General features: G+C 61.7%; 23 protein-coding genes. 16 read left to right on the top strand and 7 right to left on the bottom strand.

Annotation, left to right across the window (positions count from 1 at the left end; all coding sequences use genetic code 11):
- Window positions 1–201 precede the first annotated feature (201 nt).
- The gene (locus tag M9978_RS07725) at window positions 202–1,002 is read left to right on the top strand and encodes an enoyl-CoA hydratase-related protein (RefSeq protein ID WP_254292432.1); all 801 of its coding nucleotides are present in this window, start codon (window positions 202–204) and stop codon (window positions 1,000–1,002) included.
- Between the two features lies 1 nt (window position 1,003).
- Window positions 1,004–1,714 (top strand): nitroreductase, encoded by a 711-nt coding sequence (locus tag M9978_RS07730; protein ID WP_254292433.1) that lies wholly within the window; start codon window positions 1,004–1,006, stop codon window positions 1,712–1,714.
- Window positions 1,715–1,745: 31 nt separating this feature from the next.
- On the opposite strand, the gene M9978_RS07735 is transcribed toward M9978_RS07730, so the two are convergent.
- Entirely contained in the window at window positions 1,746–2,429 is a 684-nt protein-coding gene (locus tag M9978_RS07735; protein WP_254292434.1) for an SDR family NAD(P)-dependent oxidoreductase, read from the bottom strand.
- 117 nt (window positions 2,430–2,546) lie between these two features.
- A complete protein-coding gene (locus tag M9978_RS07740; protein WP_254292435.1) occupies window positions 2,547–3,893 on the bottom strand; it encodes an aldehyde dehydrogenase family protein in 1,347 nt (448 codons plus the stop codon).
- A gap of 313 nt (window positions 3,894–4,206) precedes the next feature.
- On the opposite strand from M9978_RS07740, the gene M9978_RS07745 reads away from it, so the two are divergent.
- Together M9978_RS07745 and M9978_RS07750 are read left to right on the top strand one after the other, a co-directional pair.
- On the top strand, window positions 4,207–4,845 hold the full coding sequence (locus M9978_RS07745; protein ID WP_254292436.1) for an NAD(P)H-dependent oxidoreductase: 639 nt from the start codon (window positions 4,207–4,209) through the stop codon (window positions 4,843–4,845).
- Window positions 4,846–4,961: 116 nt separating this feature from the next.
- The gene (locus tag M9978_RS07750; protein ID WP_254292437.1) at window positions 4,962–5,369 is read left to right on the top strand and encodes a winged helix-turn-helix transcriptional regulator; all 408 of its coding nucleotides are present in this window, start codon (window positions 4,962–4,964) and stop codon (window positions 5,367–5,369) included.
- A 95-nt stretch (window positions 5,370–5,464) separates the two neighbouring features.
- Here the strand turns inward: M9978_RS07750 and M9978_RS07755 are convergent, their stop codons facing one another.
- A complete protein-coding gene (locus tag M9978_RS07755) occupies window positions 5,465–5,920 on the bottom strand; it encodes a MarR family winged helix-turn-helix transcriptional regulator (protein WP_254292438.1) in 456 nt (151 codons plus the stop codon).
- Window positions 5,921–6,006: 86 nt separating this feature from the next.
- Between M9978_RS07755 and hmgA the strand changes: the two genes are divergently transcribed.
- The 4 genes from hmgA (at window position 6,007) to M9978_RS07775 (ending at window position 12,057) form a co-directional block, all read left to right on the top strand.
- Window positions 6,007–7,329: a homogentisate 1,2-dioxygenase gene (gene hmgA, locus M9978_RS07760; RefSeq protein WP_254292439.1), complete on the top strand. Its 1,323-nt coding sequence runs from the start codon at window positions 6,007–6,009 to the stop codon at window positions 7,327–7,329.
- Window positions 7,330–7,488: 159 nt separating this feature from the next.
- Window positions 7,489–7,998 carry an SRPBCC family protein gene (locus tag M9978_RS07765; RefSeq protein WP_254292440.1) on the top strand — a complete coding sequence of 170 codons (510 nt, stop codon included), beginning with the start codon at window positions 7,489–7,491 and terminating at the stop codon, window positions 7,996–7,998.
- Between the two features lie 1,204 nt (window positions 7,999–9,202).
- Window positions 9,203–9,538 (top strand): hypothetical protein, encoded by a 336-nt coding sequence (locus M9978_RS07770; RefSeq protein ID WP_254292441.1) that lies wholly within the window; start codon window positions 9,203–9,205, stop codon window positions 9,536–9,538.
- A 320-nt stretch (window positions 9,539–9,858) separates the two neighbouring features.
- Window positions 9,859–12,057, top strand: coding sequence for a TonB-dependent receptor (locus M9978_RS07775; RefSeq protein WP_254292442.1), 2,199 nt, complete (start codon window positions 9,859–9,861; stop codon window positions 12,055–12,057).
- Between the two features lie 170 nt (window positions 12,058–12,227).
- Here the strand turns inward: M9978_RS07775 and M9978_RS07780 are convergent, their stop codons facing one another.
- The gene (locus tag M9978_RS07780) at window positions 12,228–12,560 is read right to left on the bottom strand and encodes a hypothetical protein (RefSeq protein WP_254292443.1); all 333 of its coding nucleotides are present in this window, start codon (window positions 12,558–12,560) and stop codon (window positions 12,228–12,230) included.
- Between the two features lie 229 nt (window positions 12,561–12,789).
- Here M9978_RS07780 and M9978_RS07785 point away from each other — a divergent pair, with 229 nt between their 5' ends.
- The gene (locus M9978_RS07785; RefSeq protein WP_254292444.1) at window positions 12,790–14,448 is read left to right on the top strand and encodes an MFS transporter; all 1,659 of its coding nucleotides are present in this window, start codon (window positions 12,790–12,792) and stop codon (window positions 14,446–14,448) included.
- A 480-nt stretch (window positions 14,449–14,928) separates the two neighbouring features.
- On the opposite strand, the gene M9978_RS07790 is transcribed toward M9978_RS07785, so the two are convergent.
- Window positions 14,929–16,194, bottom strand: coding sequence for an aromatic ring-hydroxylating oxygenase subunit alpha (locus M9978_RS07790; protein ID WP_254292445.1), 1,266 nt, complete (start codon window positions 16,192–16,194; stop codon window positions 14,929–14,931).
- Window positions 16,195–16,378: 184 nt separating this feature from the next.
- Between M9978_RS07790 and M9978_RS07795 the strand changes: the two genes are divergently transcribed.
- The 5 genes from M9978_RS07795 (at window position 16,379) to M9978_RS07815 (ending at window position 21,775) form a co-directional block, all read left to right on the top strand.
- The gene (locus M9978_RS07795) at window positions 16,379–17,608 is read left to right on the top strand and encodes a CaiB/BaiF CoA transferase family protein (protein ID WP_254292446.1); all 1,230 of its coding nucleotides are present in this window, start codon (window positions 16,379–16,381) and stop codon (window positions 17,606–17,608) included.
- Window positions 17,605–18,525 carry a hydroxymethylglutaryl-CoA lyase gene (locus M9978_RS07800; protein WP_254292447.1) on the top strand — a complete coding sequence of 307 codons (921 nt, stop codon included), beginning with the start codon at window positions 17,605–17,607 and terminating at the stop codon, window positions 18,523–18,525. Before M9978_RS07795 ends, M9978_RS07800 begins: the two co-directional genes overlap by 4 nt.
- A complete protein-coding gene (gene leuC / locus M9978_RS07805; protein WP_254292448.1) occupies window positions 18,522–19,934 on the top strand; it encodes a 3-isopropylmalate dehydratase large subunit in 1,413 nt (470 codons plus the stop codon). Before M9978_RS07800 ends, leuC begins: the two co-directional genes overlap by 4 nt.
- The gene (gene leuD / locus M9978_RS07810) at window positions 19,934–20,563 is read left to right on the top strand and encodes a 3-isopropylmalate dehydratase small subunit (protein WP_254292449.1); all 630 of its coding nucleotides are present in this window, start codon (window positions 19,934–19,936) and stop codon (window positions 20,561–20,563) included. The genes leuC and leuD overlap by 1 nt, the downstream gene beginning before the upstream one ends.
- 84 nt (window positions 20,564–20,647) lie before the next feature.
- Window positions 20,648–21,775 (top strand): Gfo/Idh/MocA family protein, encoded by a 1,128-nt coding sequence (locus M9978_RS07815; RefSeq protein WP_254292450.1) that lies wholly within the window; start codon window positions 20,648–20,650, stop codon window positions 21,773–21,775.
- A 33-nt stretch (window positions 21,776–21,808) separates the two neighbouring features.
- Here the strand turns inward: M9978_RS07815 and M9978_RS07820 are convergent, their stop codons facing one another.
- A complete protein-coding gene (locus M9978_RS07820) occupies window positions 21,809–22,648 on the bottom strand; it encodes an SDR family NAD(P)-dependent oxidoreductase (RefSeq protein ID WP_254292451.1) in 840 nt (279 codons plus the stop codon).
- 165 nt (window positions 22,649–22,813) lie between these two features.
- On the opposite strand from M9978_RS07820, the gene M9978_RS07825 reads away from it, so the two are divergent.
- Both M9978_RS07825 and M9978_RS07830 read left to right on the top strand, forming a co-directional pair.
- A complete protein-coding gene (locus tag M9978_RS07825; RefSeq protein ID WP_254292452.1) occupies window positions 22,814–23,470 on the top strand; it encodes a VOC family protein in 657 nt (218 codons plus the stop codon).
- 49 nt (window positions 23,471–23,519) lie between these two features.
- Complete coding sequence (locus tag M9978_RS07830; RefSeq protein WP_254292453.1) at window positions 23,520–24,224, top strand: NIPSNAP family protein; 705 nt, start codon at window positions 23,520–23,522, stop codon at window positions 24,222–24,224.
- Between the two features lie 10 nt (window positions 24,225–24,234).
- On the opposite strand, the gene M9978_RS07835 is transcribed toward M9978_RS07830, so the two are convergent.
- Window positions 24,235–25,122, bottom strand: coding sequence for a helix-turn-helix transcriptional regulator (locus tag M9978_RS07835; protein WP_254292454.1), 888 nt, complete (start codon window positions 25,120–25,122; stop codon window positions 24,235–24,237).
- Window positions 25,123–25,270: the final 148 nt, after the last annotated feature.

The following is a 25,270-nucleotide window of genomic DNA, read 5'->3' on the forward strand; positions in this document are numbered from 1 at the left end:
GATCCGCAAGGCGGGCGCTATTGGTGCTTGCCGATGTCATTTTCGCTTCCCCTCCACGGCGCTCGCGATCACACGCTCGTCGCCAATATGAATATGGCGTCAGTTTCATAAACCTGCTATTTCGCGTGTCAAATGGAATCTGACGCGCCCATCTCGCGCTGTCCGATCGCTTGAACGGGGGAGGGGCCGCGGCCGATGGCAGTGCAACAAGATGACGAGTTCATCGTTGAGATCGCCGAAGGGCTCGCACGGGTCATATTCAATCGGCCAACGAGGTTGAACGCGCTGACGGCGCGCAACATCGAACAGCTTAAAGCGACGTTTCGCGCACTGGCGAGGGACAGGTCGGTCCGGGCCGTGATGCTGACCGGCGTCGGACGTGCATTTTGCGTCGGCGCGGATTTGACCGACCCGTCATTTCAGGTCGAGCCTGGCGCCAGCGATGCGGCAGGCGATCACGCGCACGGTCATCTCAACCTGATGATTCGCGCGATCAAGGAGCATCCGAAGCCGGTCGTGGCCGCAGTCAACGGCCTGGCGGTCGGCGGTGGGATGAGCATCGCGCTCGCCGCCGATATCGTCGTCGCCGCGCGTTCCGCGACGTTCTCGCAGGTGTTTACCCCCAAGGTCGCGATCGTGCCCGATGCCGGCAGCACCTGGACGCTGCCACGGGCCATCGGCGCGGCGCGGGCCGCCGGCATGATGTTCCTGGGCGAACCGGTGACTGCCGAGCGCGCCTGCGATTGGGGCATGATCTGGAATTGCGTCGCTGACGACGCGCTGGCGACCGAGGCGGAGCGCATCGCGCAGGTATTGGCGAGGGGACCGACGGCGTCCTTCGGCTTGCTGAAGCGGGCGTTGCAGGAATCGAGCGTCAACACCCTGCCGGCGCAACTCGACCTCGAGGCCGAACTCAACCGCATCGCCTTTGCGAGCCACGATGCAGCCGAAGCGGTTCGCGCCTTCACCGCAAAGCGGGCGCCTCAATTCAAGGGAGAATGACGTGATCGACGAAACGACCAGCAAGCATTCGTTGAGCGTCAGCGATGCCGTGGATCGACGCCAATCCACGCGCGGATACCTGGATCGCGAGGTGCCGATCGACGTGCTGCGCGACATCCTCGCGCGCGCCCTGCGCAGCCCCTCGGGCGGAAACCTTCAGCCCTGGCACGTCTATGCGCTGGCGGGCCAGCCTTTGGCGGATCTCGTCGACGACGTGATGGCGAAGCTGCCCACGGCCGGCTTTGGCGGCGATGGTGATTTCGAATATGCCGTCTATCCGGCCAGCCTCGGCGATCCCTATCTCAATCGCCGCTTCCGCGCCGGTGAAGACTTGTACAAGGCACTGTCGATCCCGCGCGAGGACAAGGCGCGTCGCAGGCAGCAGTTCGTGGAGAACTTCCGCTTCTTCGGCGCGCGCGTCGGGCTGTTCTTCTATATCGATCGGAACATGGGAGCGCCTCAATGGTCCGATCTCGGGATGCTGATGCAGACCGTGATGCTGCTTGCGACGGAACGGGGCCTTGCCACTTGTGCGCAGGAAGCCTGGTCGATCTGGCACAAGACGGTCCGCGCTCATGTCGGGGCACCGCCGCAGCTGATGCTGTTCAGCGGCATGGCATTGGGTTACCCCGACCCCGAGCATCCCACGGCATCGGTCAGGACCGATCGTGCCGCTTTGGACGAAATGGTGTCGTTCCGGGGCTGGGCGTGACAGGCAAGGCGCTCGGTATCGCAAGCCTGCTTCAGCGGTGGGCAGAAGCACCGTTATAGACGATCTCCGTGTCGGTGACGCTGCCGTCGTGGAGCTTCACGAACTCGGCTGCGATGATGTCGGGATCGAAGTCGGTGCCCCGGCCCGTCGGACCGTTGACCGTGAGCAGGCCGACCTTGACGCCGGTTCCCGCGAGGTCCTCCGCCAGCGTCAGTGCGATCGATCGCATGGCGGATTTGCCTGCGCTAAGCGTGCCGAAGACCTGACCCATTGGCGTCAGCGCCATGCCGTTGCCGGTAAAGAGCAGCGACCCGGTGCCAGCGGCGATGAGAGCGGGCGCCATGCGGTAGACCAGATGCTGCGCCGCGGCGGCATTCACCAGGAGGTTCGGGGTAAATCCAGCGGGATCGACCTGGTGGGTCGGGCCGACCGGCTGGGAGGTGAAGGCGTTGAACAACACCACGCTCGGATCGCCGCCCGCCCACGCGCGGATATCGGCGACCGCGGCGTCGATCGACGCGCCGTCGGCACCATCGGCCAGGAACCCCTTCGCCGTCGCGCCGCTTGCTTCGAGATCGGCGACGAGACGCGCGAGCTTCGATCCGGTCCGCGCGACCAGCGCGAGCTTATACCTGAGCGCCGCGAATTCGCGGGCCGCCGCGATGCCGATGCCGGGACCGGCACCGAAGATGACGGCCGTCTTGCTGAGCGCCATGATTATTCCCCATGATAGTGAGACGTGCCGCCCTGCAAATGATGCGATGGGCGGCGAAACGCATCCCCTGCCGGCGATTGCCGCCGGCAGGGGATGAAGTTCATACTTGGCCCGGCGTCAGGACGCGGCTTTCTTGGCGAATGCGACCGCGCGCGCGTGCGACAATTCGCGGAAGCCGAAGATGCCGTGATAGGCGCCCATGCCGCTGTCGCCGACACCGCCGAACGGCAGCGACTGTTCCAGGAAATGGTCGGCCCAGCCGTTCACCGTCGTGCCGCCCGCCGTGGTATTCTCGACAATGCGGGTCACGAACGCGTCGTCGTCCGAGTAGATGTAGAGCGAAAGCGGCTTCGTCCGCGCCCGGATGAACGCGATTGCTTCGTCCGGATCGTCATAGCCGACGACCGGCAGGACCGGGCCGAAGATCTCATTCTCCAGAACTGCCGAACCGGCGGGCACATTCACCAGGACCGTGGGTTCGATCAGCAGCTTCTCGCGATCCGTGCCGCCGCCGAACGCGATCCTGGCACCTCGCTCTACCGCATCCTTGATATACCCTTCGATCCGGTCGAATCCGCGAGCGTTCACGATATGCGTATTGCGCTCAGGCAGGTATTTTCCATCTGGGTAGAACATGCCCTGGATCGCCGCCTTGAACTTCTCGACGAAGGCGTCGATGCGATCGTTCGGCACGAGCAGATAATCCGGGCTGATGCAGACCTGCCCATCGTTGAAATATTTGCCGTACAGCAGCGACGGCATCGCTGCGTCGAGGTCATAGGCATCGTCGATGATCAGCGGCGATTTGCCGCCCAGCTCGAGCGTGACGGACGCCAGATGCTTTGCGACGGCGGTCATCACGGTGCGGCCGACGGCAGGGCTTCCGGTGAAGAAGATGTGATCCACCGGCAGTTCGAGCAGCGCGTTCGACACGGTCGGATCGCCTTCGAACACCGCCACCTCGCGCTCTTCGAAGGTTTCGCGAAGGATCTTGGCGGTCAGCGCGGACACCGCCGGGGTGACCTCGTTCGGTTTGACGATCGCGGTGTTGCCGGCCGAGATGATCGCCACCAGCGGCTCGAACAGCAAAGTGACCGGAAAATTCCAGGCGCCGAACAGCAGGACGACGCCACGCGATTCATAGCGGATATAGGCCGACCCGGCGACGGACAGGTCCTCGACCGTGGTCGGTGCCATCCATGCTTCGAGATTGGCGATCGTATGATCGATGTAAAGGAGCACGCCCTCGGTTTCGACATACCCACCGGTCGCCACCGGGCGCCCCAGATCCTGGTTCAGTGCCTGCGCCAGGTCTTCGCGATGTGCGACAAGCGATGCGCGCAGCCGCTGGAGCCGCACGATCCGCTCCGCAGCGCTCGACTTGCGCAAGTCCCAGCTATGCGCCTTCTGGGCGGCAAATGCGCGATTGAAGCCTGCGACATCAATCCGTTCCGATTGTTCCATTTCAAATTCCCGTCTCTCATTTGGCGTTGATGAGTCTGCCCGCTGGATCCGGCTGAACCGGAACCGCAGCGGACCGCGGCGGGAGTTAGGTATAGATCGGAAACCTGGCGTCAATCAGGCACCAAAAATCCATCTGGTAGGGTTCAGTATACTTGCGCCATTCTGAAGTGTTCTCCCTCATCCGTCAGAGTATTCCGACACAGAATATCTCTCAAAAAGTTCTCCATCCGATAATTCAGGTATATCGAAGTATACCTGAGCGATTTGCGGTGCCTGATTTACTTATTCCACGTCCGGCATATCTCTGCGCCCATTGCGCGGTCTAGCAAAGGCCATTCAATTGCAAGCGGCACGACATCCGGAGTATCGAATGAGCAAGATTCTTATCATCAATGGTCACTCGCAGCGTTCCGGATCGCCCGGCAGGCTGAGCGCGACCTTTGTGGCGCGGGCGGACGCGTTCTTCGAGGGCAAGGGCTTCGAGATCAACAGGACGCATATCGACGATGACTACAGCGTCGAAGACGAGGTCGAAAAACTGAAATGGGCCGATACGGTATTTCTTCAGTTTCCGATCAACTGGCTTGCCACGCCATGGGCGCTCAAGAAATATATCGACGAAGTCTGGATGCTGGGCCTCCAAGGGCATCTGTCCAACGGCGACGGCCGTGTTCCGGAGGCGCCTACAAGGAATTACGGTCTGGGCGGCAAGCTCGACAGCACCTATATGCTGTCGATCACCGGGAATGCGCCGCGAGAGGCGTTCAGCAATCCTGAAGAGAAGTTTTTCGACGGGTTGAGCGAGGACGACCTGTTTCGCTGGCTGCACCTGAACTTCAAATGGAACGGCCAGACGCAGCTGCCAACGTTCGTTGCCTATGACGTGATGAAGAACCCGCAGATCGAGCGCGACTTTGCGCGTTTCGATGCGCACCTGCACGAGAACTTCTGACATATTGGCACCCGCACAGGCGCGCCGAATTGCGTCTGCGCGCGTCGTGGTATATGTTGGCAACCAGGTAGCGATCCGGGTGGCGCCGTCGCCCTGGGATGTCGGAGGATAGCGCTGTGGTCGAAATCGAACCCCAATGTTTCTCGTCGAAATGCCCTAGCCGGGCGCTGTTCGACCAGATCGCCGATAAGTGGTCGATGATGGTGATCACCGTGCTGGACGATGGTCCGCTTCGCTTCAACGCGATCCGCCGTCGCCTGGAGGGGGTGACGCAGAAGGCGCTGACGCAGTGCCTGCGCCGACTCGAGCGAAACGGACTCGTCTCTCGGGAAATCATCTCGTTATCGCCGGTGGCGGTGCAATATCAGATCACGCCGCTTGGCCGCACGCTGCAGCAACCGCTTCGTCAGTTGCACGAGTGGACGATCAGCGCATTGCCCGAGGTCGATGCCGCCCGGCAGGATTTCGATCGCCACAAGGACGGGGGCGCCCTCGATACCGCCCTGCTGCGGCAGGCTGCGTAGCGGCCTCCGCGGGATCTGGACCGTGAGTTGCCAGCCCCCGCAGCGCAGCGCGTCGCACCGAAACGATCGTAGAACCTACGCTCGAATGATCAACGTTACTTGTCCGGCAATTTCGGCAAAGCATCGACGGCGAGTTGCCTGAGCGTCTGCTCCAGCCTGGCTGCGATGTCCGTGCCCAGCGCGGTCCGGAGTTCCTGATCGAAGCGGTCCGCCTCCGCGGAAAGCGACACGAACAGTGACCGGCCGGCATCGGTGAGCTGCAGCAGTTCTGTTCGGCGATCGACCGTCGATGGGACGCGGAGCACCAGGCCTTCCGCTTCAAGCGCCGCGACCGCGCGGCTGACCTTGGTCTTTTCGGTATGCGACGATCGCGAAATCGCAGCGGCCGTCATGTCGCCCAACGTGCCGAGGTGTGAGATGACCCGCCACCTGGTCCGCGTCAGGCCGTAGGTATCCCGATACACCTGCTCGAATTTGCTGCCCGTCCGCTCCGCTGCCTGGTTCAGCAGATAGGGCAGGAAATGGTCGAGCCGAAACGCGCGTTGGGTCATGCGGGTGCATATTGCACATCGATGCATATGCATCTATTCGAGAATTGAAATGTTGCATATGCAACGGATAACCGATGGAGCAGGGCGTGACCGATCAGGCGGATCAGCTGAAATACATGTCGGGCTTCGGCAACGACTTCGAGACCGAGGCGCTGCCCGGCGCGCTGCCGCAGGGTCAGAATTCGCCGCAGCGCTGCCCCTATGGCCTCTATGCCGAGCAGCTGTCCGGCACCGCCTTCACCGCGCCGCGCGGGCGCAACGAGCGCAGCTGGTGCTACCGCATCCGGCCGAGCGTGCGCCATGTCGGGCGGTTCGAGCCGATCGACGTGCCGCATTGGAAGTCGGCGCCGCACGTCATCCCGGGCGTCACGAGCCTTGGTCAATATCGCTGGAACCCCGTGCCGCATGGGGAGGGGGAGACCGACTGGATCAGCGGCATGCGCACCGTCACCACGGCGGGCGATGTCAACACGCAAAACGGCATGGCGAGCCACATCTATCTCGTCACGCAATCGATGGTGGACAGCTATTTCTACTCGGCCGACGGCGAACTGCTGGTCGTGCCGCAGGAAGGCGCCTTGCGCTTCTGCACCGAACTCGGCGTGCTCGAGGTCGGCCCGGGTGAGATCGCCATGCTACCGCGTGGCCTGGTCTACCGCGTCGAGGTGGTCGACGGGCCGTGCCGCGGTTTCGTCTGCGAGAATTACGGGCAGCAGTTCGATTTGCCCGATCGCGGTCCGATCGGCGCCAATTGCCTGGCCAATCCGCGTGATTTCAAGACGCCGGTCGCCGCGTTCGAGGATCACGATGCTTTGTCCACCGTCACGCTCAAATGGTGCGGACAGTTCCACCGCAGCAGCATCCCGCACAGCCCGCTCGACGTGGTCGCGTGGCACGGCAATTACGCGCCTTACAAATACGACCTTTCGACGTTCAGTCCGGTCGGTGCTATCCTGTTCGACCATCCCGACCCATCGATCTTCACGGTACTGACGGCGCGGTCGGAAGTCGCAGGGACGGCGAACATCGACCTTGTGCTGTTTCGCGAACGCTGGCTCGTCGCCGAGCACAGCTTTCGTCCGCCCTGGTATCACAAGAACGTCATGTCCGAGCTGATGGGCAACATCTATGGCGAATACGACGCCAAGCCCGATGGCTTCGCGCCAGGCGCGATGAGCCTGCACAATTGCATGCTGCCGCATGGACCAGACCAGGGCGCGTTCGAAAAGGCGACCACCGGAGAACTGAAGCCGCACAAGCTCGCCAACACGATGAGTTTCATGTTCGAAACGCGCTTTCCTCAACATCTGACGGAATGGGCCGCGGACGAAGCACCGATGCAGGCAGACTATGCGGATTGCTGGAACGGCCTCGATAAGAAATTCGACGGCACGATCAGGCCCGCCTGACCCTTCAGCTCAGAAATCACGAGATGGCATCGGCGCTGGTGAAGCGGGCGCCAATTTCTGTAAAGATCGCGATGGTTCTCGATCTTGCGGAGCCTCGGCCAAACTGCGTCGCTCAGCCCGGTCCCCCATCTTACCGCGCTTTGCTAGGGAGGCAAAATCATGTCGAGCAGACATTCAGTCGAGATTGGCGACTTTCAGCGTACCGTTTGCGCTGCGCCTCACGCGGTTTACGCGATGTTCTCCCGTGCCGAATATCTCGAGCAGTGGTTCATTCCGCCATCGACACAGCTGATCAAGTCGGTTCTCGATTTCAAGGTAGGTGGAACGTATCAATATGGAATGGCGTCAGTCGGGCGACCCGAGGTTTGGGGGAGGCTCGATTTTGTTGCCATTGCGGAGCCAAATTCGGTTATTTTTGTGCAAAGCGTAACGGATTGCAGCGGGCGTATCATCCCCCCTTTGGCAGGATCGGAGTGGCTCCTCAGGATGAAGAGCGACTTTTCAATACGGAGCTGCAGTGCAGGAGCTGTATTAACCCAAGAAGTATCGGTCGTCGAGTCGCGCGGTCAGGAGCAGGATTTTGTCAAGTTTATGTGGAAGGAATTGTCTGTCGAGTATGAGGCGGCCTTAGGCAGATTGGCGCATATCTTCGTAGACCGCCGAAGCTGACTTCGCTTTCGCTTTGTCGTTCTCACAAGCCAATTCGCGATAGGTGATTAAATCCCCGGTTGGTCGGCTGGCAGATGCCCATCTGCCAGAGGCTATCTGTGTAGCGCGCCTCGACTGCGACGTAGCGGCCGCAAGGGCGGATGATCGTGGCCCTCCGGACCCGTCGATACGTCTGGCGCAAGTAGAACGAAGAAGAGATCCCGGCGCAGCCCACGTCGCTCCAAAATGCGCACGTCCCTTTGAAGCGTTGTGCTCGAACCATTCTTTCGCGCCGATTCCGGCCTCCTGGGCATTCAACGCTTCAGTGTCCGTTCGGACCCCACGCGACGGAAGCTTCCGTAGCTCCAACAGTCCGTGGCGGTTCGCAATGCGTCGGAAGCGATGCAGCGCCTGGATGCGACAGTCCGAAGCGACGGGTTCCCCCGGCAGCCGCCGTGCTTCGAACGGAGCTTGAATTGCAAGCAACCACGATGCTGTTCCGACGTACGGCGATAACACGCCAAGTCATCGAGTGTGTCGTGCACGCACGGCGGCCGCCCCCGCACGAAGTGACGAGCGCTGTCTATCGAATGCGGTAAGGCATTAAGGATCGCGGTCACGTACCCGACTTGGCGTTTTGAAGCGATAGGCCCCCGATTACGGAAGCGGCGTATGTTACAATGGTGGAGAAGCTCGAAGTCTTTTGCGTAGCTGAGGGCGATTTTGCACCCCTTTGCGGTCGTTCTGTATGGAACTACGAGTTCCTAGCAGCTGCCATTCTTCATTACCTTACGAATCATCACAAATGCGCAGACCTCTAACGCGAGTGCATTGCGGTTCGCTCGAGGTAAATCGATTCTATTGGCAAGAGGGATACTTGGTCGTCACGCGGGCCGTTCAATCACTGTCGAGATGATTTTCAGCAAACTAAATGCTTCTGAGTAGCGATCGCTTGACGCTGCCGTTTACGACAGCCGAAGATAGCTGCGGTCGCTGCGGGTGAAGCAGGAGCAGATCTTAAAACACTGCCACGCGCACTTCGCCACCGACGATCCGACGCATGCCATCAATGATGGCGAAAGATTGAGGGAGACCCCAGAAGCCATCTGCCGATCGTCAAATCAAACTGCGGATACTCGACTTGACGACCTTGCCATAGCCAGACTTGGGAAGACTATCCCAGAAGAGAATTTGCCGAGGCAGTTTGTACACGACGCCCGGCGTGATGGACATCGGTCTCAGCAACAAGCCGGTGTCGCCAGATCAGCCCTGGCTGCCGATATTCAAAGTGACCTGCCGCAAGGACGCCGAGCCGCATCCCTATATCGGGCGCGTCATTTACACGCACGACCCCGGCCGCGCGCTGATCACCGGCAAGTGCGAGGACGTCGGCTCGCTGGTGATGCAACAGTTGCGCGGCGTGGCGGGCCGGGCGCCTTATTTCGCGAACGGCGCTGCCAGGGATTTACGCGAGCTCGTCGATTTCTATGACGTGCGGTTCAGCATGAAGCTGACCGAACGCGACAAGATCGACCTCATCAATTTCCTCAAGGTGATTTGACGATGCGGCAAACGCGATCGGGAGGCTGGAGCTGAATACATTGTCGGCATAGCGGTTGAAAAAAAACCGCCACGGCTGGCTGCGGTGCTAAGGCTCGTTTCGAACGATCCCGTGGCTTGAGGCTGACTACGGCAAAGGCGCGCTGGTCCGGCGCGCTTGTCATAGCGCAACGATCGGACTGCTGGTTGTGAAGCCGCCTTAAAGGTTGTCCCCTCGGGCGGGGGCTGCCCGCTTCAGCGCTTTGGTCGAGAAGATCACCTGCCGACAGATAAGATGGGCCGCAAATCTTGGACGAGCACATCGCTTTCACGGAGGGGATCATGACGGGCAAACTTTGCTACAAGCACCTGCTATCCGCCAGCTTGACTGCCATCTTGCTTGCGCAGTCCGCGAATGCGCAGGAACGGCAGGACGAGCCCTCGCAAAGCGCCTCCGAGGCGCTGGTGGGTGAGATCGTGGTCACCGCGACAAAGAAGGCTGACGGCGAGTCGCTGCAAGAGGTTCCCGCCGCCGTCACCGCCTATGGCTCCGCCCAGCTCGAGGCCGTGCAGTTTCGCAGCCTCGAAAGCCTCGCTTACTCGATGCCGAGCGTTCAGCTCGACCCGGTCGGCACGCAAAAGGGCGTGGCCAACTTCACCATCCGCGGTCTCGGCGTGAACAGCTCGGTACCCTCGATCGAGCCAACCGTTGGCACGTTTGTCGACGGCGTCTATCTGGGGACGAACTACGGTGTCGTATTCGACACGTTCGACATCGACTCGGTCGAAGTGCTGCGCGGGCCGCAGGGCGTGCTGTTCGGTCGCAACGTGACGGGCGGCGCCGTTTCCTTGCGGACCAGTCGCCCGGATGGCAAGTTTCGGGTCAAGCTGCGCGCCAGCGCCGAGGCGAGCCTGACCGGCACCGGGGTCAACCAGACCTATGCAGCATCGGTTGAAGGCACCTTGGCGGACACATTGTTCGCCAAAGTCACGGGCTATTTTAGCGACGATGGCGGATATTTCCGTAACATCACGCTGAATCGCAACGATGGCAAGCTGCGCACCTGGTTCGTGCGCCCAACGCTCGTCTGGAATCCGGGCAATGGCTTCGACATGACCCTGATCGGCGAGCATGGTAATTCGGACGGGGACGGCGGCGTACAGAGCAATCCGCGCTATGCCGGCAAGTTCGAGGTCGCGTCCAACGATCCTGGCTTCACCGACTCGCACTATAATGCGCTGACCCATGAGACCAATATCGATGTCGGCGTCGGCGATGGCCAAATCACCAACATCATAGGCTATCGCGAATTCCATATCGCGTCCCGCTATGATGCCGACGGTTCGCCGACGACGGTCTACCACATCGCTTATTCCACTCGGCAGAACCAGTTCAGCAACGAACTGCGCTATGCAGGCCGTTTTTTCGACCGGGTCGATCTGGTTGCGGGCCTGTATTACTTTACCCAGAACATAACGTATCTCTCACGCGACGATCTGCGCTATGCCAATCTGCAGGGCGACTTCGGTGGCAGGCAATATAGTAATGCCCTAGGTGCGTTCGCCAATGCCGATATCGATCTGTTCCAGAATCTGACCCTCGGCATCGGCACCCGAATTTCGCGTGATTACAAGCGTGTCGCGATTGCCACCCGGCGGTTTGCCAACCCGCAGCCGTGCGATATCATCGCGGAGACCTGCACCACTTACGACTTCCGCAGCAACCGGACATTCAACAGCTTTACGCCGCGGGTCAGCTTGAAATACGAGCCTGCCCAAGGCATCCAGCTCTATGGCTCCTATTCGAAGGGTGCACGTAGCGGCGGATACAATCTTCGATCCGTAACCACCGCGGCCCCGCCTGGACCATTTAACGATGAGAAGCTGGACTCGTTCGAAGTAGGTTTCAAAGGCGATTTATTCGACCGTCGTCTCCGACTGAACATCAGCGCTTATGACACCAAGGTCAATCGGATGCAGCGCGAGCAGACCCAGGTCAATGCCGCCGGCACTCAGACGGTCATCGCGAACACGGCCGATGCGCGCCTGCGCGGGTTCGAAGCCGAGGCAACGGTAAGCGTCGCCAAGGGCCTCGTGTTCAAAGGCTCGGTCGGCTATGTCGATGGTAAATATACTCGCATCATCGCCGACATCAGCGGCGACGGCATCATCAACGCCACCGACTTGGCGCTGAAGATTCCGCGCCTTGCGCCCTGGACCTACAGCGCATCGCTCTTCTACGATACCGAGATCGGCTCGGCTGGCTCCGCGTCCTTCCAGCTGTCGTTCGATCATCGCGATGGCGCTGCGTTCAACGATCGCAACGTGGGCTTCCTGCCGGCGATCGACAATCTTTATACGAATCTCGCTTTTGAGCCAGAGGCCGTGCCGGGTCTGAAATTGTCAATCTATGGCAAGAACCTGCTGAACGAGCGCAACTACGGCACTGACACGCCGCTCGGATCAATCCCCAGTGGCGGGTCGCATCAGACGGTCGATAAGGGCAGGGTCTTCGGTATCGAAGTGAACTATAAGTTCTGACTTGTTCCGGAAGCGCCGCCTCGGTCGGCGCTTCCTTGCCACCGGCCTCGATCGGATACAGTTAAAATAATAGCCCGCCGCGCCGGCATTCCGGTGCGGCGGGCTTAATGCATCCGGTGATGTCGAGCGTACGAAGCGCTCAACCTAATCGGGTCGAATGGTTATTCGCGTCACAGGATTTCGAGCGCCTTGCGATAGTCCAGATCGTGTCCGTCCGGCGGCACCAGATAGGGCGCGCCGATCAGTTCCACCGCGGCGGACGCCTCGCACAAGCCGCACAGGATCCTGTACAGCCGCCGTTCCGGCTCCGGTAGCGCGTAGATGTCGAAAGGGTCGAGGTGGGCCAGCATTGCTTCCATTCGAGCCTGGACCGCCTCATAGAAGCGAGTCAGTTCCGCCTGAGTGGATGCTTTGCGGCGCTCATACCGCTCTCCGACTGAAGCGACGTTCCAGTCATCCGAAAAGGGCTCGAGATCCTCGAACCCTGGTGGCAGCGTGCCCATGCGTTTTCCTCTCCTTTCCCTGCCACCTGGTCCAACCCAATGAATATCTTCCAGAGGCGACTGTTGCGACCTGCAATCTAGCGAGCTGAAAGTGTGTCGTCCTGTCCCCTTCTGCCGGGGCAGGCTGCCGCATCGGTCAGCGTCCCTCAGCACGGGGACATACGACGCATTGTAAAAAGCGTCCATTGACATGCTGGAAGGCGTCGCAAGGATTGCCCAGGGAGGATGTATGACGACGCTATCCGCTGATGCTGGCGCGACGCGCGCCAAAGGGAATGCGGATCAGAGCGGCCACGGCGACGCCACTGCCGTCGGCCTGTATCGCTGGTACGTTTTGACCGTGATGATGTTGATCTATGCCTTCAACTTCATCGATCGACAGATCCTGACCATCCTTGCGCCTTATCTTAAAGCCGATCTCGGGTTCACCGATGCGCAGCTTGGCCTGTTGTTCGGCACGACTTTTGCGCTTTTCTACGGCGTTCTCGGCATCCCGCTCGCGAAGCTCGCCGACGGTTGGAGCCGGGTCAAGACACTCGCGATCGGGCTGTCCTTCTGGTCATTGATGACGACCCTGTCCGGGATGGGCACGAACTTTGCGCACCTTGGTTTGGCGCGCGTAGGCGTGGGGGTGGGGGAGGCCAGTGCATCGCCGGCGGCCGTTTCGCTGCTCGGCGACTATTTTCCCAAGCGGATGCGCGCGACGATCCTCGCGCTGTTTTCGAGCGGCATCTATGTAGGCGCTGGCGTCTCGCTCATGATTGGGGGGGTGATCGTCGCCAACTGGGACGGTGCTTTCGGCCTTAAGGGATGGCAGGCGGCGTTCGTAATCGTTGGCTTGCCCGGCCTGCTGCTTGCGGCGCTCGTCGCCCTGACTATTCGCGAGCCGGTGCGCGGAGGCATGGATGGCGAAGTGCCGCCGCCACCGATCGCCCGGCCGTTCAAGGCCGTAGCCGTTGAAGTGGCTTCGATGTTCCCGCCGTGGAGCATCAGCTCGCTGCGACGGGCAGGTGCCAGCCGTACAACAGTGTTGACCAACGTCTTCCTGCTTCTGGGTGCGCTGATCGGCGCGATCGTCATCACGTTGCTTACCGACCAGCTGCTTTCGCCATCGCGGCGCGCGCCGCTTTTCACGCTGTTCGGCGTTACCGTTACCACCAATTTGGTGCAGTGGCTCGCACTGGCGCTTGCTTTCTATGCGTCGGCCAGTTGGGTGCAGGGGATTCGGCTGCGCGATCCGGTCGCGCATCGCCTGATCGTGGCAACGCCGGCCTTTATGTCGATGTGCGCGGCTTGCGGGCTGCTTGGCGTATACATGTTCGCCACCAACGGGTTCGTCTTCGTATACGCGACTCGATATCTCGGCTTCGGGCCTGACATGGGCCTGACCCTGGGTGGCATCTCAATCGTCGCCGGCGTCGGCGGCATGGCTGTCGGTGGGGTCATCGCCGACTTCATCAAGCGCCGCCATCCCGGCGGGCGCATGTACATGCTCATGGTGATGACGACGCTGTTCACCGCATCGACGCTCGTGCAATTCACGACCGAGAATTCGCAAATTTTTCTGCTCACTTATTTTACCTCGCTGCTCGTGTTAACCGGATGGACCCCGATCATGGTCGCCACGAGCCAAGATTTGTCCACCTCGAGGCTGCGTGGAACCGCGATGGCAGTCACAGCGCTGATGACGAATGTAATCGGCTTGGGTGTAGGTCCGTATGTCGTGGGGTTCGTGAGTGACGCGACGGGCGATCTGCGCACGGGCATCCTTTCTGTGCTCCTGACAGTTCCGGCGACGCTCGGCTTGCTCTTCTACACCGCCCGACACCTGCCTGAAGCCGAGCGTACGATTTTGATTCGTGCCGGCACTGCCGGCGGGGACGTCTAGAGCCGGATTAAGCCGAGGCGCGACATCGTGACTGCTCTGTCGTCGGTCCGGCAAAGACGCTGGCCGCAGCGCGTAGCGCCGTTACGACGCACGGGCCGCTACGCTGCCAGCTGGCACCACCGAACAATTGCACGGCAACAGGCAGCATTTGGCGCCAGGCAGCGTCGCTCGTCAATCAAGGTGCGTCCACATTGCTCCACCCGTGGCTTCTCGCCCGGCGCTCGATCCGTTCCATTACGGTCCCGCCACCGGGCCCAGGAAGGCGAGGCACCTAGCCGCTAGTGTAGACGTGCAAGCGGCCGGTCTGGGGTCGACCGAGCATATGGGATAGCGGGGTAAGGTCAGCCTGTTTCCGCGACACTGCTTGGACGCGACTAGTCGGACAAGGTTGATCGCGTCAGCGAGTGGTTCAGCCGCTCCATTCTTCCAGACACGTCCCGCGCGCTGCGGTGGCTCAAGGCTTCGCGCGTGTGGTCCGGTTCAGAGCATGTCCGCGACGCTGTCCGCAGCGATGAAGCGGTGGACCGTCTGGTCGAGCAGGCGCAGCATCACCTCATTGTCGCTGTACTGCATGAACTCCAGCGGTGTCGTCGCTAGCGCATCCTGCTGCCAGGCAAGATTGATCATGTCTTCCATGACGACCTCTCGCTGGCGGCCGACGGCGAACTCCTGCGCCATGCGCTGGCGGATGTTGGTCGCCTTGGCGAAGTAAAGCGTCGCTTCCCAGATCATCTTGTCGTGCGCAAGCGGCCACCAGCGGACCACGGTCGAGCCGTAAGACCGGGAATAGAGAAACGTATTGGGGAAAACGAGGTAGATGTCCTGCGCCCACGCTTCGCTCCGCGTCACATTGATTGCGGGATGATCTAGGCCGGCCGCGACCATTTCCGCGCGGGAGCGCGGACCGTGATAGCCACGCGCGGAGAATTGCGCCTCGACCGGCGAGGTGGCCGGATTGGGTGTGAAGTTCGAATTGCCATACAGGTTGATCGCGGTGTGCATGCCCCAATGGCCAATTCCCTCGGGATGACCGAACGGGTTTTTCGACGAGGCGTACTGATTGCCGATCGTCTTGGGATGGAGGGTCCGGATGTGATAAGCCTCAAGGAAGGCACCGATCGCGAGCTTCCAGTTGCATTTCCAAACCGCCTGGACCTTGACCGACTGTGTGTCAGGGTGAAGCGGAAAGCCTGGTAGTTCCTGCAGGCCGGCGTAATGCTGTCCGAAGCTGCCAAGGAACTCTGCGAGCGTGACATCCGGCGTCTTCTGGAAGTTGAGGAAGATGAACCCTTCCCATATTTCGCAATTTACCGGTAGCAAGTTCAGCGTTTCCTTCTCGGGTGAGAAGAACATCGCTTCGTCGGGAATATACACTAGCCGACCATCGAGGTCGAAGTTCCAGCTGTGATAGCGACACTTGAGCGATCGCACGCATCCAGAATCGGCTCCCGGCGGCGAAATCTTGCTACCGCGATGAGGACAGACATCGTAAAAGGCGCGGATGACACCATCCTTCCCGCGCACGATGATAACTTTCGCGTCGGCTGCGGCGATGTCCTTGACGATATATTCGCCGGGCTTGGCCACATCGTTGGCATGCGCGATATTCAACCAGGCGCGCTTGAAGATGCGCTCCTTCTCCAGCTTGAAGAAATCGGGTGAACGATAGGGCTCGACCGGCACCGGGGCCGTCGGCAGGTCGAACTGGCGGTGATAGATCACATCCTTCTCGCTGACGACGATCATGCTACTCTCCAAATTCGGTTGCCGACCGGCGTACAAGGCCGCTCGCACGCATCATCACTCTATAATCGAATGTGGATCGCTTCCAGTCAGTCCCCGAGGCGGGGGACGGCGCGCGTTCGAAATGGCACGTACTAGATGGTCAGGAGGCACGGATCGGCGCGTGCCGTTTCGCAGGAGAGAGATAGTGACCGATCAACCCACGCAACGGCCAGCCCTGGCGGGGTTGCGGGTGTTGGAGATCGGTCATTTCGTCGCTGCGCCGTTCTGCACCCGACTCCTCGGCGATCTGGGAGCGGACATCATTAAGGTCGAGCCGCTCGGTGGCGATCCAGTGCGAAAATGGGGCGAGCAGGTGAACGGACGATCGCTGTGGTGGTCGGTCCACGGGCGAAACAAGCGCAGCATCGCGCTCGACCTCAAGGCCCAAGAGTCGCGCGAAATCATCCTGAAGCTGGTCGCCGCCTGCGATGTTGTGGTCGAGAACTTCCGGCCAGGTCAGCTTGAGCGGATGGGGTTCGGCGATGCGGCGCTGCGTGCGGTAAGGCCCGACCTGATCATCACTCACATCTCGGGCTACGGGCAAACCGGACCCTACCGCGATCGAGCCGCGTTCGGTGTCATCGGGGAGGCCGTCGGTGGGCTTCGTCATCTGACCAACCATCCGCCTGGCACCTATGGCCTGCCGCCCGTGCGGGTAGGAGTCAGCATCGGGGATTCGATTGCAGGCCTTTATGCAGCCTTCGGCACGCTGGCGGCATTGTGGCAGCGCGACCGGGCCGGTGGGGACGGGGCAGGGCGCAGCCTGGACGTTGCGCTGACCGAGAGCGTGCTGAGCATGATGGAGGCGATGCTCCCCGAATTTGGCAAGCTGGGCAAGATCAAACAGCCGACCGGCGGCGGGATCGCGACTGCGGCACCCTCTAACGCCTATCCGACGCAGGATGGCGGTTTCGTGCTGATCGCAGCCAACTCCGAGCCGCTGTTCGCGCGACTTGCAGTCTTGCTTGGGCAGCCCGGGCTGACGCAAAACGTGCGCTTTGCGGACAATCCTGCGCGGGTGGCGCATGCGATCGAGCTCGATGCAATCATCGCTGAATGGACCCGAACGCTGACCTCAGCCGAGCTTGAGATGCGGCTGAACGCCGCCGACATTCCGAACTCCAAGGCTTATACTGCCGCAGATGTGGCGCAGGACCCGCAGTTTCGCTTCAGGGACATGGTGCGCGACGTCGAGGATCCCCTGATTGGAAAGGTCCTTCACGCCGGCATCGTTCCGCATATCCCGGACGCACCCGGTACGATCCGCTGGACGGGCCCCGACATCGGAGAGCATGGCGACGAGATCCTGTCCGAACTCGCCGGCTACGAACCCGGCCGGATCGCCGGGCTGCGCGAAGCGGGGGTGCTGGCATGACGTCGCGTGTGCTCACGTTGGTGGAGGTTGGTCCGCGCGATGGCTTCCAGTCGATCGATGCGCTTATTCCGACAGCGCAGAAGCTGAAGATGATCGATGAACTCTATGATGCCGGCGTTCGGCGCATGGAGGCGACCGCCTTCGTCAGCGACGCGGCGGTTCCGCAGCTGGCCGATGCCGGCGAGGTGATGTCCCATGCTCAGTCGCTCGACGGCCTCGATGTCCAGGTACTCGTGCCCAACCTGCGTCATGCGGAACGTGCGCTGGCGGCGGGCGCGCGGCACCTTGCATTCGTGCTGTCGGTGTCTGAGCGGCATAATCGCGGGAACGTCCGTCGCGCACCGCTAGAATCAGCCGCTGAATACGCGCGCATTGTGGCGGCTTTGCCCGACGGCGTGGCCATGCGCCTCAACGTGGCAACCGCTTTCGATTGTCCACATGACGGGTTGGTGGCGGCTGGCGCTACGCTGGCGCTGCTCGAGCACTTGGTCGATGTCATGCCGGAAGCTGAAATCTGCCCGTGCGATACGACCGGGCGCGTGACGCCGGACCGTGTGACCGGCCTGTTCGCGGCGGCGCGCGAGCGTTTCCCGCAGGCGCGGCATTGGGCCTATCACGGCCACGACACCTATGGGCTGGGCATGGCCAACGTGCTCGCCGCCTGGGCTGCGGGCATCGACGTCATCGACGCATCGTTCGGGGGACTGGGCGGTTGTCCGTTTGCCCCCGGCGCCACTGGAAATGTGGCGAGCGAGGATGTCATCTGGACGTTCGAGCAGATGGGGGTGGAAACCGGCATTGACCTGGACGCACTGATCGCAGTCGCTCGCTCTGGGGCTTCGCTGCCCGGGGCGTTGAGCGGCGGGCGAGTTCGGGAAGTGATCAACGCCATGCTCTGCCTGGAGCCGACCGCATGACGCACACCGATTATCCGCGCACGCTGTTCCAGAAAATCTGGGACCGGCACGTTGTTGCGCCAGCGGATGGCGACAACGTCGTTCTGTATATCGATCGCCACCTGGTTAACGAGGTAACGAGTCCGCAAGCCTTTGAGGGCCTGCGGATCGCGGGACGTACGGTGCGTCGCCCTGGAGCCACGATTGCGGTGGCCGACCACAACGTCCCGACCACCGACCGGGACCGACCCATCGCCGATTCTGACAGTCGAGCGCAAGTCGCCACGCTAGAGCGCAACGTTGCGGAATTTGGCGTGCCATATGTGCCGCTGCTAAGCCGGGCGCAGGGCATCGTTCACGTGATCGGGCCTGATCTCGGGCTTACACTTCCCGGCCTCACGATCGTCTGTGGCGACAGTCATACTTCTACTCATGGCGCGTTCGGCGCCCTGGCCTTCGGCATTGGCACCTCAGAAGTTGAGCACGTGCTGGCAACCCAGACGCTGATCCAGAGGCCGGCAAAGAACATGCTGGTGAAGGTGGCCGGCAAGTTGCCGAATGGTGTTACCGCGAAGGACCTGATCCTGGCGATCGTCGGGCGGATCGGTACGGCTGGCGCCAACGGGCACGTCATTGAATATGCCGGCGAGGCGATCGACGCGCTGGACATGGCCGGGCGCATGACAGTGTGCAACATGTCGATCGAAGCCGGCGCGCGCGCGGGCATGATCGCGCCGGACGAGGTCACGTTCGCTTACCTCAACGGACGTCCGATGGTACCGCACGGCGCTGCGTTCGAGCGAGCGAAGGCAGAGTGGCTTGCGCTGCGATCTGACGAGGGTGCCAGCTACGATCACCAAATCGATATCGACGCGGCCGATGTCGAACCGATGGTCACCTGGGGAACGAGCCCCGAGGCGGTCACATCGGTACGGGGCCGCGTGCCCGATCCCACGGCGCTTGGCCCCGATGCCAGGCGACAGGTCGAGCGCGCGCTCGACTATATGGGACTGCTGCCGGGATCCTCGCTAAAAGGATTGCCGATCGACGTCGTGTTCATCGGCAGCTGCACGAACAGTCGCATCGAGGATCTGCGATCGGCCGCTCAGATTGTCCGCGGACGACAGGTCGCCGGCGCGGTGCGTGCGCTCGTCGTCCCCGGGTCGGGCCAGGTCAAGGCTCAGGCGGAGGCAGAGGGATTGGACCGTATCTTCAAGGCGGCAGGCTTTGAATGGCGCGAGCCGGGCTGCTCGATGTGCCTCGGCATGAACCCTGACCGCTTGCGCCCGGGCGAGCGGTGCGCCTCGACCTCGAACCGGAACTTCGAGGGTCGGCAGGGGCCAGGGGGCCGAACTCACCTGATGTCCCCGGCGATGGCTGCCGCGGCAGCCCTTTTCGGCCACATCGTCGATGTCAGGGAGCTGCCCTGATGCAAATATTTACCACCCTGACGGCGGTAGCCGCAGCCTTGCCGGTCGCCAACATCGACACCGACAAGATCCTGTCCGGCGAGCATCTCAAGACCATCGGCCGGCACGGGCTCGGAACGAAACTGTTCTCCATGCTTCGCTATGACGAGCGGGGGGACGAGCGACCCGACTTCGTCCTCAACCGCGATCCATGGCGATCGGCGGGAATCCTGATTTCGCTAGAAAATTTCGGCTGCGGATCGAGCCGCGAGCATGCGCCATGGGCGCTGGCCGATTTCGGCCTGCGCTGCATAATCGCGCCGTCGTTTGCGGATATCTTCTATGCCAATTGCTTCAAGAACGGGATCCTACCTGTCGTGCTGGCGCGACGGGTGGTCGACGCGTTGATGCTGGATGCATCGGACGGTCGCCGCGCACGGATGCACATCGACTTGCCAGCCCAGACGATCACTCGATGGAATGGCGAGCAGATCGAGTTCGACATCGCACCGGATCGCAAGCAAGCGCTGTTGTTCGGGCGCGACGAGATCGCCGAAACGCTCGAAAAGGCTGCTGCGATCAGCTGCTGGGAGCAGGTTGCCTCGCTGATCGCAGTCGATATCCCGGTGGACATCGGCGCGTACCCCTGACCCAAGAAGCCGCGACGGCCCCCGCGGCCAAGGACAGACGGCGAAGGGGCAATCCGCAAAGACGTGCGAGAGAGGATGAATGTTATGGCTGATCGGATCAGGGTTGGGCTTGTCGGTGCGAACCCCGACCCCGTTAAAAGCTGGGGCACGCGAGCGCATATTCCTGCCCTGAAGCATCTGCCCGACTACGAGCTGGTCGCGCTGTGCACATCCAACCCGGCGTCCGCGCGTGCGGCTGCAGAGCATTTCGCCGTGCCCCTGGCGTTCAGCGACCCGCGCGAGATGGCGGCGCACGGTTCGGTGGATCTGGTGGCGATCTCGGTGCGGACTCCGCTGCATCGATCGCTGGTTCAAGCGACCCTTGCGGAAGGCAAGCACGTCTATTGCGAATGGCCTCTCGGCGTCACGACCGAGGAGGCTTTGGCAACGCTGGCAGAGACCGAAGCCGCCGGTGTTCAGAGCGTCATCGGCCTGCAGGGTCGGTTCAACGAGACGCTTAATTATGCCGCCGACCTGATCGCCGGAGGCTTTGTCGGGAAGCTGACTGCGGTAACGATGGAGGTGGAGCAAGAGAATTTCGGTCCGGTCGAAACCAGCGCGAACGCCTATACGGCTGATGTCGCCAATGGGGCCAATCTGTTGCGCATCGCAACGGCGCAAGCGCTGTCCGGCATGTGTCATGCCGTGGGCAACTTCGGCGAACTCTCGGCAACTGTTTCATGTCAGCATCAGCAGGCGCGGATCATCGAAACTGGAGAGATCATCCCGAAATCGTCGCCGGATCAGATCATCATCAACGGAACGTTGGAGAACGGGGCCGTCGCGTCAGTGCATATCAAGGGGGGGGCCACACGCACCGCTGGCGTCCGGCTCGAGATCAATGGCCGCGAGGGCGATCTCCTGCTGACTTCAGAAGGTGGTGCCAATGTGCACCGCGCGATCCTCCGCATGGCGGGGGGGCGCGACGGGCAGCTCGACCCAATGGCATTGCCGGTTCGATATGCGCTCGAGCCCGCAGGACTGGGACCCGGCCCCGCGCTTGGCATTGCGCATCTGTATCGCGACTTCGCGACACATCTGCGCAGCGGTCAGCCATCGCCCTTGAACTTTCGCCATGCTGTCCGCTGGCAGCAACTGATCGACGCGATCCAGCTGGCGTCCGATACGGGGCAGCGTCAGAATCTCGGCGTGCCTGCCGCCGTCTCCGCCTGATCGATCGCCGGGTGGACATTCACCCGGCGGTCTTCATGCCTGATAAGCACCCGCTTCCAGCAACCTGTTCGAAGACAGGTCGGCACCATTGTGGGCCGTGACGAAGCCTGCCGACAGGCCTCCGTCAACCGGCAGGATGGTGCCCGTCACGAATGTCATCGCATCGGTGAGGAAGACGATCGCCACGCTGGCGATCTCTTCCGCCCGAGCCATGCGCCCCATCGGCGTACGGTCGGCAACGACCCCGTCCACAAACGCCGCTGGAACATTGCGACGTAGCATTGGCGTATCGACAAAGGTCGGCGCGATGCAATTCACCCGAACGCCATGACGGCCCCATTCGAGCGCCAGATTCTTGGTCATGCCGGTGACCGCGAATTTCGATGTGACATAATGAGTCCGGCCTGGCTGTCCGCCAAGCCCGTCGATCGAGCCGATCGCAACGATCGAGCCTTGCCCGCGTGCGATCATGCGGGCGCCAAACTCGCGACAGCATAGAAACATGCCGATCACGTTCACGGACATGACGTTGACAAACTCGTCTTCCGGCAGATGCTCTGACTTGCCAGCGCCGGAAATGCCAGCCGAGGCGATGATGCCGAAGACCGGCCCCAATTTGCTTTCAATTTCGTCGGCCGCCTTCTTCAGCGCTCCGGCATCGCGGATATCGACGGCGATGCCCAGAAGCCGCGAGGCTCTCTGGGCATCCTCATCGGCAAGATCGCTCAGGGCCCGGTCGATCTGTTCCCGCTGCAGGTCGAGGATGGCCACTTTCGCGCCATCCGCGAGCAGCGCCTTCACTGCGGCCAGGCCGATGCCGGACGCGCCGCCAGTCACGCAGACGACCTTGCTGCCAAGTCCATAGTCCTGCATTCGTCAGTTCCTCTCAGTCGCGCCGGTCATCGGGGCACACATACGGTCTTCGACCTTTCAGGATCGTGGCTCTGCTTAGCCGTGCTTACCAACGCCGACCCGTCCCTTCTGAAAGGGACAGGCACCTTTCCCCACCCAATGTAAAGTGCAGGGAGCGGTAAAGCCATGACCATTCAGGAGAAGATGATGGAGCGCGAAGCTGGACAGGGACCTGCGCCCGGGGGGCTCGCCAAGCCGGAGAACCCCGGCCTAACTCCCGTCATGCTTAATCATGCGGCATGGGTGACGCACGACGTCGAGGCGACCGCCGACTTCTATACGCGCGTCATGGGGATGGAACTCGCCAGCACCGTCTATGACGATTCGGTACCATCGACGGGCGATGCTTTTCCCTATTTCCACATCTTCTTCAGGATGCAGGACGGATCGACCATCGCCTTCTTCGAAGCGCCCGACCTGCCGCGCCGCCCAGAGGTCACGCATCCCGCATACGACATCTTCGATCATATCGCTTTGGAAGCCACCAATCGCGAAGAAGTCGATCGCTGGCATGACTGGCTGGTGAAGAACGAGATCGACGTCGTAGGACCGACCGATCACAAGGGTTTGATCTACAGCATCTACTTTCACGACCCCAACGGCATGCGCCTGGAGATCACCACGCCGATCGATTCGGACTGGAACAAGCATACCGAACAAGGGCGCAAGGACCTCAAGCTGTGGTGCGATGCCAAGAATCAGGCCGCCGCGGAGAACCGGAATGTGGCAACCGCACTGGTCGAGTTGATCCGCGATCAACGCAAGCGGTATGAAGCGACCTGAGCACGTCGGACCCAATGGGAAACGGACGCCTGACGGAAGGACGCTGACGATGCTGTACGAACTTCGCCTCTACACCGTGGTCGCCGGCCGCATGGAGGACAACCACGATCGGTTCCAGGATCATATGCCAGGCCTGATGGCGCGGCACGGCATCTCGAATGTGGGCCGCTGGACCGCCACGGCTGGCCCGAATGCGCCGATGTTCGTCTATATGATGGTCTATCCGGACATGACCGCGCGGGAAGCGCAGTGGACTTCATTCTATGGTGACGATGAATGGTGGGCAGTGCGCGCCGCGACCAACGCCGGTTCGCAGATGGTCGAGCGTTTCGACCTGTTCTTCCTCAAGTCAAACCCGTGCTGGACCGCGCCGGCCTATCCTGCGGGCACACGAAGTGGCGGCGTTCATGAACTCATCTTCACCGAGGTGGCGTTGGGCCATGGCGCGGATGCCAACGCCTTCCTCACCGACACGCTACTACCGCTCTACGAGCGGGAAGGCGCCACGCCGCTGATGGTTGCGGACTTCATGTCAGGGCCAGCGATGCCGCGCATCGCAATGATCGTCGCCTGGCCTGACGAGAATCGGCGGCATGCTGGCCGCCGTGCAATCGATTCCGATCCGGGCCTTCGTGCCGCTCAGCGCGACGAGCGCGAACGGCTGAACCGTACGGCTTTGGGCCGCACCGACGTCTATGTGCTCGAACCGACCGCGTTCGACCTGCCATTGGCGTCGCTAAGTTTCGAGGGCTGAACCGCCCCGGTCAATGCGCCGAGGAATTGCCTGGCGGGGCGGGAAAGCTCTCCAGCCGCGCTTCCCAGTGCGCCCGATTTGCCCGGCTGGCGCTCCATTCGGCGACGTACCACAATAACAGCTCACGCTGGCTGCCGATCGACAGGCGCTGATACGCCCGCTTGCGATAAGTCATCACCGTTTCCTCGCCGACGCCGATGTCGAGGGCGATGCCAGCCGTTGAGATACCGTAGAGGATGCGCGCGCAGACTTCGGCTTCGCGCCGCGGCAGCTTAACCGATGCGTTTTCGAGCGTCGTCTGGATTTCGGGGAGTGAGGTGAGAGCCACCGAAAGATCGGGGCGCGCCTCGACCATTCCGGCATGTTTGCTCAATATGGCGACGAGCGTCGCTGACAGCGCCTCAAGCTCGGCAATTTCCTTTGCCGTCGCGACGCCCCGTTCCTCCGGGCGCAGGATACTGAGGCCGATAGCGCTGTTGTTCGTCGCCCCGCATAGCAGGAAACGCTCGCGAATGCGCGTGCGGCCGTAGATTTGGTTGCGGAAGTCGCTATCGGGCATCGCGCTGACGTCGCCGCGATGCAGGCTGACGCCGTTGCTGCCGACGTCCCGTATCGCCTGGTTCATCATGGTGTCCCAGCGCCAGAACGCACCGGCCACGTATCGGGAGAATTGCCGATGTGCGGTATCCGTGCCATCCCGGCTCACGGCAACGACCTCGCATGGGCTCTGGTTGCTGAACCGGAACAGCGTGCAATGTTCGGCGCCGCATGTGGCGTTGAGGAAGTTAAGCAATTCCTGCCCGAAGCTATCGTTGCCCAACGAGCAAATGACGCCGGGCAGCTGACGCAGGACGACGCTGGAGGCATCTCTTTCCCTTGGGGGATTTTGGGCACGCATCGGACAACTCTCCTGCAATCGGCCGCAATCTCCGGCGTCCCGTCGGACGGGGACACAGGGTGCAACCTGCTCTCTCTACAAGATAGCGCCAGGTCGGGGTGATGCTCAAGGAGAATCGCGGTCGACCTTGGACGCGGGGACGAGGATA

Source organism: Sphingomonas tagetis (assembly GCF_024211275.1).
GTDB lineage: Bacteria > Pseudomonadota > Alphaproteobacteria > Sphingomonadales > Sphingomonadaceae > Sphingomonas > Sphingomonas tagetis.